This window comes from Streptomyces albospinus (assembly GCF_014648695.1).
In the GTDB taxonomy this organism is placed as follows: domain Bacteria; phylum Actinomycetota; class Actinomycetes; order Streptomycetales; family Streptomycetaceae; genus Streptomyces; species Streptomyces albospinus.
Map to the genome: position 1 here is coordinate 674,414 of NZ_BMRP01000001.1, position 12,403 is coordinate 686,816.

General features: G+C 72.4%; 13 protein-coding genes. 10 read left to right on the plus strand and 3 right to left on the minus strand.

Annotated elements, in window-relative coordinates; genetic code table 11:
* Positions 1-33: 33 nt before the first annotated feature.
* On the minus strand, positions 34-525 hold the full coding sequence (locus tag IEZ17_RS02925) for a DUF3515 domain-containing protein (RefSeq protein ID WP_189295978.1): 492 nt from the start codon (positions 523-525) through the stop codon (positions 34-36).
* Positions 526-534: 9 nt separating this feature from the next.
* A complete protein-coding gene (locus IEZ17_RS02930; RefSeq protein ID WP_159507893.1) occupies positions 535-768 on the minus strand; it encodes an Lrp/AsnC family transcriptional regulator in 234 nt (77 codons plus the stop codon).
* Between the two features lie 158 nt (positions 769-926).
* Here IEZ17_RS02930 and IEZ17_RS02935 point away from each other — a divergent pair, with 158 nt between their 5' ends.
* Both IEZ17_RS02935 and thiD read left to right on the plus strand, forming a co-directional pair.
* Entirely contained in the window at positions 927-1,895 is a 969-nt protein-coding gene (locus IEZ17_RS02935) for a thiamine-phosphate kinase (protein ID WP_189295980.1), read from the plus strand.
* A gap of 9 nt (positions 1,896-1,904) precedes the next feature.
* Positions 1,905-2,735, plus strand: coding sequence for a bifunctional hydroxymethylpyrimidine kinase/phosphomethylpyrimidine kinase (gene thiD / locus IEZ17_RS02940; protein ID WP_189295983.1), 831 nt, complete (start codon positions 1,905-1,907; stop codon positions 2,733-2,735).
* A gap of 117 nt (positions 2,736-2,852) precedes the next feature.
* On the opposite strand, the gene rpmB is transcribed toward thiD, so the two are convergent.
* Positions 2,853-3,038: a 50S ribosomal protein L28 gene (gene rpmB, locus IEZ17_RS02945; protein ID WP_043266286.1), complete on the minus strand. Its 186-nt coding sequence runs from the start codon at positions 3,036-3,038 to the stop codon at positions 2,853-2,855.
* A gap of 232 nt (positions 3,039-3,270) precedes the next feature.
* On the opposite strand from rpmB, the gene fakA reads away from it, so the two are divergent.
* From fakA to rnc, 8 genes are all read left to right on the plus strand, one after another.
* A complete protein-coding gene (gene fakA, locus IEZ17_RS02950) occupies positions 3,271-4,941 on the plus strand; it encodes a DAK2 domain-containing protein (protein ID WP_229851709.1) in 1,671 nt (556 codons plus the stop codon).
* A gap of 78 nt (positions 4,942-5,019) precedes the next feature.
* A complete protein-coding gene (locus IEZ17_RS02955; RefSeq protein ID WP_189296233.1) occupies positions 5,020-8,079 on the plus strand; it encodes a helicase-related protein in 3,060 nt (1,019 codons plus the stop codon).
* Between the two features lie 160 nt (positions 8,080-8,239).
* Entirely contained in the window at positions 8,240-8,839 is a 600-nt protein-coding gene (gene rsmD, locus IEZ17_RS02960; protein ID WP_189295987.1) for a 16S rRNA (guanine(966)-N(2))-methyltransferase RsmD, read from the plus strand.
* A gap of 26 nt (positions 8,840-8,865) precedes the next feature.
* Positions 8,866-9,348 carry a pantetheine-phosphate adenylyltransferase gene (coaD, locus tag IEZ17_RS02965; protein ID WP_308427578.1) on the plus strand — a complete coding sequence of 161 codons (483 nt, stop codon included), beginning with the start codon at positions 8,866-8,868 and terminating at the stop codon, positions 9,346-9,348.
* A 138-nt stretch (positions 9,349-9,486) separates the two neighbouring features.
* Positions 9,487-10,611, plus strand: a complete 1,125-nt coding sequence (locus tag IEZ17_RS02970; RefSeq protein ID WP_189295991.1) for a F0F1 ATP synthase subunit B — start codon at positions 9,487-9,489, stop codon at positions 10,609-10,611.
* A gap of 212 nt (positions 10,612-10,823) precedes the next feature.
* The gene (locus tag IEZ17_RS02975; RefSeq protein ID WP_373299717.1) at positions 10,824-11,417 is read left to right on the plus strand and encodes a YceD family protein; all 594 of its coding nucleotides are present in this window, start codon (positions 10,824-10,826) and stop codon (positions 11,415-11,417) included.
* A 2-nt stretch (positions 11,418-11,419) separates the two neighbouring features.
* A complete protein-coding gene (gene rpmF / locus IEZ17_RS02980; protein ID WP_043266291.1) occupies positions 11,420-11,593 on the plus strand; it encodes a 50S ribosomal protein L32 in 174 nt (57 codons plus the stop codon).
* A 7-nt stretch (positions 11,594-11,600) separates the two neighbouring features.
* The coding region (rnc, locus tag IEZ17_RS02985; RefSeq protein WP_189295995.1) for a ribonuclease III at positions 11,601-12,403 on the plus strand (803 nt) is incomplete at its 3' end.

Consider the following 12,403-nt stretch of genomic DNA (forward strand, 5'->3'; position numbering starts at 1 on the left):
GTCGGCGGGGGCGGCCGGGCCCTTCGGGAGCCCCTAAACCCCCGCCGGAATCGTCTTCTTCACGGCGTCCGCGAGGTCGGTGAGCGCATTGACCTCGGGGGCGTACTTCCCCGGCACCGTCACCTCGACGTAGACCTTCCGCAGCACCGTCGTGAAGCGGTAGCCGTCGTCCTGCTTCTCGAAGAGCCACTGGACGCCGTCGACTTCCGCCGCGTCGGGGTTGGCGTTGTAATGTTCACTCCCGTACCTCAGCACGTCCGGCTTCGGCACTCCGCAGCGCAGCTCCACGGCAGGATCGCCCCATATGGCAGTGAAGTCCGAGACCGGCTCGGCGATACCCCGCTTCAGCCCGTTCACGGTCTGCGGCAGCGCCTTGTGGAGTTCCCGGCAGTGCCGCACCGCGGCGCCCTCGGGGGAAGGCGCCGCCACGTCCGTCGCGGACGAGCAGCTCACCGCTCCGAACAGCACGGTGAGCAGGGGCAGGGCCAGGTGCCGGCGTCGTGCACGTATCACCCGGCCGAGCATACGGGGGAGCTAGAGATGGACGACCGGGCAGGTGAGCGTGCGCGTGATGCCCTCCACTTGCTGGACCTTCGCGACCACCATGCGACCCAGCTCGTCGACCGTGTCGGCCTGTGCGCGCACGATGACGTCATAGGGGCCGGTCACGTCCTCGGCCTGAAGGACGCCGGGGATCTTCGCGATCACTTCCGCCACCGCCGAGGCTCTGCCGACCTCGGTCTGGATCAGGATGTAAGCCTGTACCACGGAACCTCCAGGGCGGCTACGAGGATCATGTGGGAAGAAGGGACGCCACGGTACCGCGTCACCGAGCGGAGCGGGGAGACCCGCGCGGTGAACACGGCAAGTGCGGCGCAGTCGTCAGCCACGTACGGACCGTCCGTACACATGGGAAGGGCAACAGCATGAAGGGCACCGTGGGCGAGCTGGGGGAATTCGGGCTGATCAGGGAGCTCACCTCCCGGCTCACCTCCACCCCTGCCGTACGGATCGGGCCGGGGGACGACGCCGCGGTGGTCACCGCGCCGGACCGCAGGGTCGTCGCCAGTACGGACGTCCTCCTCGAAGGCCGGCACTTCCGCCGCGACTGGTCCACCGCCTACGACGTGGGCCGCAAGGCCGCCGCGCAGAACCTCGCCGACATCGCGGCGATGGGCGCGGTGCCCACCGCCATCCTGCTCGGCCTGGTCGTCCCCGCCGAACTGCCCGCGACCTGGGCCACCGAGCTGATGGACGGGCTGCGCGACGAGTGCCAGGTGGCCGGCGCCGCGGTGGTCGGCGGGGACGTGGTCCGCGGCGACACCATCACCATCGCCATCACCGCCCTCGGCGACCTGCGCAACCAGGAGCCGGTCACCCGGGCCGGCGCGCAGCCCGGCGACGTCGTCGCGGTGACCGGCTGGCTCGGCTGGTCCGCCGCCGGCCACGCGGTGCTCTCCCGCGGGTTCCGCTCCCCGCGCGCTTTCGTCGAGGCGCACCGCCGCCCCGAACCGCCGTACCACGCGGGCCCGGCGGCGGCGGGGCTCGGCGCCACGGCCATGACGGACATCAGCGACGGACTGGTCGCCGACCTCGGGCACATCGCGGAGGCCAGCAAGGTCCGTATCGACCTGCGGTCCGCCAGCATCGACATCCCCTCGCAGATGTCCGATATCGGTACGGCGGTCGGCGTGGACCCGATGCAGTGGGTGCTGAACGGCGGCGAGGACCACGCCATCGTGGCCACCTTCCCGCCCGACGTGAAGCTGCCCGCCCGCTGGAAGGTCATCGGCGAGGTCCTCAACCCCTCCGCGCTGCCCCAGGTGACGGTCGACGGCGCCCCCTGGGCGAGCGGCGGCTGGGACCACTTCGGGGACACCTCGGACGCGGAGTAGATTCGCCGCATGCGCATACCTCCCCGCGTGCTGACCGTCGCCGGATCCGACTCCGGCGGCGGTGCGGGCATCCAGGCCGACCTGAAGACCATGCTGGCCCTGGGCACCCACGGTATGAGCGTGCTCACCGCGGTCACCGCACAGAACTCCCTGGGCGTACAGGGCGCGTGGGACCTGCCCGCCGACGCCGTGCGCGCCCAGTTCCGCAGCGTCGTCGACGACATCGGCGTCCAGGCGGTGAAGACCGGAATGCTGTCCTCGGCCGAACTGGTCGCCACCGTCGCGGAACTGCTCGCCGGCCTCTCCGTACCGGTCGTCGTCGACCCCGTGGGCGTCTCCAAGCACGGCGACGCGCTGCTCGCCGCCGCCGCCCTGGACGCGGTCCGCGGCAAGCTCCTGCCGACGGCCACGGTCGCCACCCCCAACCTGGACGAGGTGGCCCAGCTGACCGGCATACGGGTCCGCACGGAGGCCGACATGCGGCGCGCGGCCGACGCGGTCCTGGCCTTCGGGCCGCGCTGGGCGCTCATCAAGGGCGGCCATCTGCCGGGCGGCACGGCGGACGCGGACGGCGGCCCGGCCGGGGCGGTGGACGCCGTCGATCTGCTCACCGACGGCAGCGAGGAGCACTGGCTGCGCGCCCCCCGCCACGACAACCGGCACACCCACGGCACCGGCTGCACCCTCGCCAGCGCGCTCGCCGCCCGGCTCGCCACGGGGGACACCGTTCCGCAGGCCGCCGCGGCGGCGAAGGAGTACGTCACCGGCGCGATCGCGGCCGGCTTCCGGCTGGGCGCCGGCATCGGGCCGGTCGACCACGGGTGGCGGCTGCGCGGCTGACCCGCCCGCTCGCGCACCCGACCCGGTCCGGCCCGCCACCGGGAAAGGCAAAAGCCGGCCCACCTCGACGGTGGACCGGCTTCAAGCAACCGGCTCGGCTGCGCTACGGCTAAGTCGTCAGCGCGAGACCTTGCCGGCCTTGATGCACGAGGTGCAGGCGTTCAGCTTCTTCGGCGTGCGCCCGACCACTGCACGCACCGTCTGGATGTTGGGGTTCCAACGACGGTTGGTGCGGCGGTGCGAGTGCGAGACACTCTTGCCGAAGCCCGGCCCCTTGCCGCAGACGTCGCAGTTGGCAGCCACGGGTCACTCCAAAGACTTCAGATGCACTTACGGTGAAATCCCACCGGGCCGAGTGCATTGCCGTGCCGGCGCCGACAGGAGAGGAATGGCCCGATTTTCATCGGGCAACCGGAGCAGCATACAACGGCCGCTCCCGCAGAACGAAACTATCACGCACCTCCCGGCCCCCGCCCCGGCCTCCCCACCGGACCGCGGCTACTGTGCGGTGCATCCCGCGATCCAGGAGGACGACGTGCCGTACCCGCTCGACGCCGCCGCCGTCCGCACCTGGTGCGGACTGGCCCTGGAGGCGCTCGGCCGGGAACGGGAGCGGATCGACGCGATCAACGTCTACCCGGTGGCCGACGGCGACACCGGCACCAATCTCTACCTGACCCTCGAATCGGCCGCCCGCGCCGTCGAGGCCGCCTTCGACGGCCACGCCGCCGCGGGCACCGCACCCGGCCTCGCCGATGCCATCGGCGCCATGGCCCACGGCGCCCTCCTAGGGGCGCGGGGCAACTCCGGCACCATCGTCGCCCAGCTGCTGCGCGGTATGACCCAGGTGCTGGCGGTCGCCCCGGACGCCGGGCCGGGCTCCGCCGACGCGCTGCGGCAGGCCCTGCGCCACGCCGCGGCGGCGGGGTACGAGGCGGTCGCGCACCCCGTGGAGGGCACCGTGCTGTCCGTGGCGACCGCCGCTGCCGCCGCCGCGGAGCGGGTCGCGGACCGGACCGCCGAGCCCGCCGAGGTCGCCCGCGCCGCCCACCAGGGCGCGAACGACGCCCTCCAGGCCACCCCCGGCCAGCTCGCGGTGCTGGGGCGGGCGGGCGTCGTGGACGCGGGCGGCTGCGGACTCGTCGCCCTGCTGGGCGCCCTCGCCGACGCGCTGTCCGGGGAGGTCACGGCGGCCCCCGTCGCCCTACGGGCCGACGCCCCGCTCCCCGAGGCGGCCGGCTGCGGGGTGCCGGGCGGGGAAGACCGGGGAGCGGACGGCTGCGCCGACCCGCACGCCGGCGGGCCCGCCTTCGAGGTGATCTACCTCCTGGAGGCCGGCGACGCGTCCGTGGCCCGGCTGCGGGCCCGGCTCGACCGGCTCGGCGACTCCCTTGTGGTGGTCGGCGGGGACGGCCTGTGGCACGTCCATGTGCACGTCGACGACGCCGGGGCGGCGGTGGAGGCCGGTATCGAGGCGGGCCGCCCGTACCGGATCCGGATCACCCACTTCGGCGGCGCCACCCGGGCCAAGGAGCCCGCGATGGCGGCCCGCGCCGTGGTCACCGTCGTCCCGGGGGCCGGGCTCGCCGGGCTGTGCGCGCAGGCCGGCGCCACCCCGGTCCCGGTCCGCCCCGGGGAACCGCCCGCCAGCGGCGAACTGGTGCAGGCGATCCGGCAGGCCCGCGCCCGCGAGGTGATGCTGCTGCCCAACGACCCCGAGCTGCGGCACACCGCGGCAGCCGCCGCCGAGCAGGCCCGCACCGAGGGCGTACGGGTCGCCCTGATCCCCACCCGCTCCGCCGTCCAGGGCCTGGCGGCGCTGGCCGTGCACGAGCCGGGCCGCAGCTTCGACGAGGACGTGGTGGCGATGACCGCGGCGGCGGGCGCCACCCGCTACGCCGAGCTGGCGGTCGCCGAGCGGCAGTCCTGGACGATGGCCGGGGTCTGCCAGGCCGGGGACGTCCTCGGCCTGATCGACGGCGATGTCGCGGTGATCGGCCCCGACCTCGCCCGGACCGCGACGACGGTGCTCGACCGGATGCTCTCCGCGGGCGGCGAAATGGTCACCCTGGTTCTCGGCCCGGACGTTCCCGATTCCCTCGCCGACCGGCTGGAGCGACATGTACGGGAGCGCTATCTCGCGGTGGATACCGTCGTCTACGAAGGCGGCGAGAACGCGGCGCCGCTGCTGATCGGCGTCGAATAACCGCCTCCGGGGAAGGCCGGTGAATAGCGGGCCGGGGAAAGCGGCGATTGTGGCCCGTTGTCAGTGGCGTGGTGTGCAATAGGTTGCGTGGCAGCGCTCGACGAACCCCTGAAGAAAATCCTCGGCGGCACCACCGCGAAGGTGCTGGCCGAGCATCTCGACCTGCATACGGTCGGCGATCTGTTGCACCACTATCCCCGGCGCTATGCCGAGCGCGGTGAGCTGACCCGGCTGGCGGATCTCCCGCTGGACGAACACGTCACCGTCGTCGCCCAGGTCGCCGACGCCCGCGTCCTCACGTTCAACCACGGCCGCGGACAGCGGCTGGAAGTGACCCTCACGGACGGCAGCGGCCGTCTCCAGCTGGTCTTCTTCGGCAAGGGCATCCACAAACCGCACAAAGAGCTGCTGCCGGGAAAGCGCGCGATGTTCGCGGGCAAGGTCTCCGTCTTCAACCGCAAACTCCAGCTCGCCCATCCCGAATACCAACTCCTCGACCGCCACGTCGACGGCGAGGCCGGCGAGGCCGGCGCGGTCGACGCATTCGCCAACCAGCTCATGCCGATCTACCCGGCCTGCCAGCAAATGGCGTCCTGGAAGCTCGCCAAGGCGGTGGACGCGGTGCTGCCGAGCGCCGGGGACGCCGTCGACCCGCTGCCCGCGGCGCTGCGCGAGGGCCGGGCGCTGATCCCGCTCCCCGAGGCGCTGCTGAAGATCCACCGGCCGGGCAGCAAGGCCGACATCGCCGACGCACGGTCCCGGCTGAAGTGGGACGAGGCGTTCGTCCTCCAGGTCGCGCTGGCCCGGCGCCGCTTCGCCGAGACCCAACTCCCCGCCGTGGCACGGGCGGTGACCGAGGGCGGCATCCTCGACGCGTTCGACGCCCGGCTGCCGTTCACGCTCACCGACGGCCAGCAGAAGGTCAGTCGGGAGATCTTCGGCGACCTGGCGACGGAGCACCCCATGCACCGCCTCCTCCAGGGCGAGGTCGGCTCCGGCAAGGCGCAGCCGCTGGACGCCCTGGTGCTGACCCCGGGCGGCTTCCGGCCCATGGGGGAGATGGCCCCCGGCACCGAAGTGGTCGTGCCGAACGGCGAGATCGCCCTGGTGGACGGCGTCTTCCCGCAGGGCGAGCGGGAGGTCTGGCGGCTGGTGCTGTCCGACGGCAGCCGCATCGAGGCCGACGACGAGCACCTGTGGATCGTCGGGTCCCGCGGCACGGGGGAGCGGGTGCTGACCACCCGCGAGCTTCGGGCCGATCTGCTGTGCCCCGACGGCCGGCCCCGGTGGTCCATCGCGCCGGCCACGCCGGTCGACCTGGAGGGCGGCGGGGACCGCCCGCACGATCCGTACCGCCTGGGGCTGGCCCTGGGCGGCGAAGGCGCGGGTGAGCGCCGGGTCCCGGACGCCTACCGGAACGCACCGCTCAAGGACCGGCTGGCGATGGTGCAGGGCCTGATGGACGCCGGGGGCGGGCCCGAGGGGGGCGCCGCGGTGTTCCGCGGGGCGCCCGCACCGCTGGCCGGCGACCTGGCGTGGCTGGTGCGCTCCCTGGGCGGCTGCGCCCGGATCACGCCCGTACGGGACGGTGCGTGCAGCGTGCACGTGGCGCTGCCGGACGGATGCCCGCCGTTCCGTGAGGGCGGCGTGGAGCGGGCGCACCCCGAGGCCGGCGACGGCTTCCGGCGCGCGGTTCAGGCCGTCGAGCACGTGGGCCGCAAGCCCGTCCAGTGCATCAGCGTCGCCCACCCGAGCCGCGCCTATGTGACCGACCACTTCACCGTCACGCACAACACCATGGTCGCGCTGCGCGCCATGCTCGGGGTGGTGGACAGCGGCGGCCAGGCCGCCATGCTCGCACCGACCGAGGTGCTGGCCCAGCAGCACCACCGCTCCGTCACGGAGATGATGGGGGAGCTGGCCGAGGGCGGGATGCTGGGCGGGTCCGACAAGGGCACCAAGGTCGTGCTGCTGACCGGTTCGATGGGCGTCCCGGCCCGGCGCCAGGCGCTGCTCGACCTGGTCACCGGCGAGGCCGGCATCGTCATCGGGACGCATGCGCTGATCGAGGACAAGGTGCAGTTCCACGACCTGGGCCTGGTCGTCGTCGACGAACAGCACCGCTTCGGCGTCGAGCAGCGCGACGCCCTGCGGGGCAAGGGGAACAACTCCCAGGGGGAGAAGCGGACGCCGCATCTCCTGGTGATGACCGCGACCCCGATTCCGCGCACGGTCGCCATGACCGTCTTCGGCGATCTGGAGACCTCGGTCCTGGACCAACTCCCCGCCGGGCGCTCGCCGATCGCCAGCCATGTGGTGCCCGCCAAGGACAAGCCGCACTTCCTCGCCCGCGCCTGGGAGCGGGTCCGGGAAGAGGTGGCCGCCGGGCACCAGGCGTATGTGGTGTGCCCGCGGATCGGCGACGACGAGGACGAAGTCGCCGCCAAGGGAGGGAAGAAGGGCGCGGCGGGCGCCAAGGACGCGGCGGACACGGCGAGTTCACCGGAGGACATCGCGGAGAAGCGACCGCCGCTCGCCGTCCTCGACATCGCCGACCAGTTGGCCAAGGGCCCGCTCGAAGGGCTGCGGGTGGCGGTGCTGCACGGCCGGATGGCCCCGGACGACAAGGACTCCGTGATGCGCCGGTTCGCCGCCGGCGAGCTGGACGTGCTGGTCGCCACGACGGTCATCGAGGTCGGCGTGAACGTCCCGAACGCCACCGCCATGGTGATCATGGACGCGGACCGCTTCGGCGTCTCCCAGCTGCACCAGCTGCGCGGCCGGGTGGGCCGCGGCTCCGCGCCCGGCCTGTGCCTGCTGGTCAGCGAGATGCCCGAGGCCAGCCCGGCCCGGGCCCGGCTCGCCGCGGTCGCCGGCACCCTCGACGGCTTCGAGCTCTCCCGTATCGACCTCGAACAGCGGCGCGAGGGCGATGTCCTCGGCCAGGCGCAGTCCGGCGTCCGCTCCTCGCTGCGGATGCTCGCCGTCATCGAGGACGAGGAGGTGATCGCGGCGGCCCGCGAGGAGGCCACCGCGGTGGTCGCCGCCGACCCCGAGCTGACCGGCTATCCGGAGCTCCGGACCGCACTGTCGGCGCTGCTGGACGACGAACGGGAGCAGTATCTGGACAAGGGCTGACGACAGGGACGGGGGAGCGCCCGCCGCGTGAGATCGATCACGGCCGGGGGCGATGCGGCCGGGCACCGGCCGGTAAGTGACGGAATATCGTGGGAGAGCGGGAGCCCACCGGGGTGCCCGCCCCTGCACCACCGACCACGCTCAACGTAAGGACGGGCCCATGACCCGCGTGATCGCCGGTACGGCCGGCGGCCGGCGCCTCGCCGTACCCCCGGGAAACGGCACCCGCCCGACCTCCGACCGGGCGCGCGAGGGCCTGTTCTCCACGTGGGAGTCGCTCGACGGGCCGCTGACCGGCGCCCGGGTGCTCGATCTCTACGGCGGTTCCGGCGCGGTCGGCCTGGAGGCGCTCTCCCGCGGCGCCGCGCACGTCCTGCTGGTCGAGGCCGATGCCCGCGCCGTCCGCACCATCCGCGAGAACGTCCGGGCGGTCGGCCTGCCCGGCGCCGAGGTCCGCGTCGGCAGGGCCGAGCAGACCGCCGCGGCCCCGGCCCCGGCCGAGCCGTACGACATCGTCTTCCTGGACCCTCCGTACGTGGTCGGCGACGACGAACTCCGGGAGATCCTGCTCACACTCCGTGGTCAGGGGTGGCTTGCCGAGGAGGCACTCGTCACCGTGGAACGGAGTACCCGAGGCGGCACGTTCCCGTGGCCGGACGGTTTCGAAGCGATCAGGGCCCGTCGCTACGGCGAGGGGACGCTTTGGTACGGTCGCGCCGCTTCGGCGTCCGCCGAATCGACGTCAACAAGCGTGTCATGAACGGACCGGAGAGCGAGGAGACGAAGTTGCGCCGCGCCGTCTGTCCGGGGTCCTTCGACCCCATCACCAACGGGCACCTGGACATCATCGCCCGGGCCTCCAAGCTGTACGACGTCGTCCATGTCGCCGTGATGATCAACCAGTCCAAGAAGGGCCTGTTCACGGTCGAGGAGCGGATCGACCTGATCCGCCGGGCCACCGCCGAGTACGGCAACGTCGAGGTCGAGTCCTTCCACGGCCTGCTGGTCGACTTCTGCAAGCAGCGCGACATCCCCGCCATCGTCAAGGGGCTGCGCGCGGTCAGCGACTTCGACTACGAGCTCCAGATGGCCCAGATGAACAACGGCCTCTCCGGGGTGGAGACGCTGTTCGTCCCCACCAACCCCACGTACAGCTTCCTCTCCTCCAGCCTGGTCAAGGAGGTCGCGGCCTGGGGCGGCGACGTCTCCCACCTGGTCCCGCCGTTCGTCCTGGACGCGCTGACCGAGCGGCTCCGCACGCAGTCGTGACCCGGTGCGCGATGCGGTGCGGACCGGTCGCCTCCGGACATTTCTGACGGGGCGTCAGTAGGTGTCGGGCCGGGGGCTCCTGGCCGTACAGTCGTCCCGTTCCCTCGTTCCAACCCTTCAGAGAGTGGCGAGTCCAAGGTGGACGTCCAGAAGAAGCTAGACGACATCGTCGCAGCCGTCGGCGGCGCCCGGTCCGTGCCCATGTCGGCCTCGTGCGTGGTCAACCGCGCCGAGCTGCTCGCCATGCTCGAAGAAGTGCGTACGGCGCTGCCCGGCTCCCTCGCGCAGGCCCAGGAACTGCTCGGCGGGCGCGAGCAGATGGTCGAGGAGGCGCGCGCCGAGGCGGAGCGGATCATCGAGTCCGCGCACGCCCACCGCGGTTCGCTGATCTCCGACACCGAGGTCGCCCGGCAGTCCCAGGACGAGGCGGACCGGATCCTGGCGGAGGCCCGCCGGGAGGCCGAGGAGATCCGCGCCCAGGCCGACGACTACGTGGACAGCAAACTCGCCAACTTCGAGGTCGTCCTCACCAAGACCATCGGATCCGTCGACCGCGGACGCGAGAAGCTGCTCGGCCGCGACCCGGGGCCCTACGGGCCGGACTACGACGCGGAGGCGGACGCCGAGGCCCCCGAGCGCAGCTCCGACCCGGAGACCCTCAAGCGGCGCGCGGACGATTACGTGGACGCCAAGTTCGGTGCCTTCCAGGCCGTACTGACCAAGACCCTCGAAGCGGTCGGCCGGGGCCGCGACAAGCTCCAGGGCGCCCGCGCCATCGACGAGCTCGGCGCCCACCTGGCGGCCCAGGGCGACGCGCAGTCCGCCACCCCGCCGCAGGCCGACGCCGAGTACCTCGCCGGCCTGGCCGGCATCGGCGCCGACAGTGCTGTGGGCGCCGATGCCGTCAGCGCCGTCAGTGCCGGTCACGAGTCCGTGCCGCGGCAGCACCACGAGCAGCCGCAGCCCGCCTACTACACCGACCAGGCCGCCGCCTACCAGCAGCCGGACGTCTACGCGTACCAGCAGCCCGAGCAGGTCTCGTACGCCCAGCAGCCGGACCCGTACGCCTACGACTGGCAGCAGGCCCAGCACCAGGCGGTCCAGCAGGGTTACGACCCGAACACCGGCTACCACCAGCAGCAGGTGCCCGCACAGCCCCAGCACGCCCCGCAGACCCCGGGCGCACTGGACGAGACCAGCCTCTTCGACACCAGTCTGATCAACCTGGACCAGCTGCGGCAGTACGAAGAGGGCCGCCAGTAGCCGGGCCGGCCCCGCGGCGCCCGGCCCGCGGGCCGGGAACGGCCGGATGCGGATTGGGCCTATCGGGGCCGGTCCAGTATCCTGGCTCTTCGGTCGCGTGTATGTCCGCGATCACTGCTGCCCACGCGCCGGACACCGGCGGCGGACGGCGGATACCGCAGTACAGAAAGCAGGAAGCCATCAACGCCCGCCTCGACCACCGTTCCCCGCTCGTGTTCGATACACGCGAGCTGGGTCGTCGTCCCGGCACGCTCAAGCGGCTCTCCCGCTCCGCCGAGGCCCCCGCGGACCTCGGCAACGAGGTCATCGGAGTGCCCGAGGGCGAACCGATCGAACTCGGCCTCCGCCTGGAAGCGGTCATGGACGGGGTGCTTGTCACAGGCACCGCCCGTGCAACCGTCAAGGGGGAGTGCGTAAGGTGTCTGGAGCCGCTGGAGCACGTGCTCGAAGCGGACTTCCAGGAGCTGTTCGCCTACCCCGACGCCGATGCCCGGACCCGCACCGCGGAGTCCGGCGACGACGCCGAGGACGAGGAGGACACCCTCCACATCGAGGACGACCTGTTCGACCTCGAACCCGTGCTGCGGGATGCGGTGGTGCTCGCACTGCCGTTGCAGCCGGTGTGCCAGGACGACTGCCCCGGCCTGTGTTCCGAATGCGGAGCGCGGCTCGCGGACGATCTGGACCACCACCACGATGCCGTCGACATGCGCTGGGCGGCACTGCAGGGACTCGTCGGGACCAACCAGGACGGCGAGAAGGACAACGTACCCCGCGACGGCGGGGATGAACCTCAGGAGAAGTAGCCGTGGCTGTTCCGAAGCGGAAGATGTCGCGCAGCAACACGCGCCACCGCCGGTCGCAGTGGAAGGCTGCGGTCCCCACCCTGGTGGCGTGCGAGCGCTGCCACGAGCCGAAGCAGCAGCACATCGCGTGCCCCAGCTGCGGCACCTACAACAAGCGCCAGGTCATCGCGGTCTGAGCGGCTGGTGACAGGCACTGTGTCTAGCCCCAAGAAGGCGGAAGACGCTCATTCGTCACCCCGCGCGCGCGGGGAGGAAACGGCTCCGGCGGACACGGCCTCGTCTCTCACGCTTCTGGAAGGGCGGCTCGGGTACACACTCGAGCCCGCCCTTCTGGTGCGTGCGCTGACGCACCGCTCGTACGCCTACGAGAACGGCGGTCTGCCCACCAACGAGCGGCTCGAATTCCTCGGGGATTCGGTGCTCGGCCTGGTGGTCACGGACACGCTGTACCGCATCCACCCCGACCTGCCGGAAGGCCAGCTGGCCAAACTGCGGGCCGCGGTGGTCAACTCGCGGGCGCTCGCCGAGGTGGGCCGCGGCCTCGATCTCGGCGCCTTCATCCGCCTCGGCCGGGGCGAAGAGGGCACGGGCGGCCGGGACAAGGCGTCCATCCTCGCCGACACCCTGGAAGCGGTGATCGGCGCGGTCTATCTCGACCAGGGTCTCGACGCGGCCGGCGAGCTGGTGCACCGGCTCTTCGACCCGCTGATCGAGAAGTCCTCCAGCCTGGGCGCAGGCCTCGACTGGAAGACCAGCCTCCAGGAACTCACCGCGACCGAGGGCCTCGGCGTCCCGGAGTACCTGGTCACCGAGACCGGCCCGGACCACGAGAAGACCTTTACTGCTGCCGCCCGCGTCGGTGGTGTCTCGTACGGCACCGGCACCGGCCGCAGCAAGAAGGAAGCCGAGCAGCAGGCGGCCGAGTCCGCGTGGCGTGCGATTCGCGCCGCGGCGGACGAGGCGGCCAAGGCCAAGGAGTCACCGGC

Bases quoted from the DNA above. Each gene is read 5' to 3' on its own strand.
- IEZ17_RS02925 (WP_189295978.1), bottom strand. From the start codon at position 525: ATGCTCGGCCGGGTGATACGTGCACGACGCCGGCACCTGGCCCTGCCC.
- IEZ17_RS02935 (WP_189295980.1), top strand. From the start codon at position 927: ATGAAGGGCACCGTGGGCGAGCTGGGGGAATTCGGGCTGATCAGGGAG.
- thiD (WP_189295983.1), top strand. From the start codon at position 1,905: ATGCGCATACCTCCCCGCGTGCTGACCGTCGCCGGATCCGACTCCGGC.
- rsmD (WP_189295987.1), top strand. From the start codon at position 8,240: ATGACCCGCGTGATCGCCGGTACGGCCGGCGGCCGGCGCCTCGCCGTA.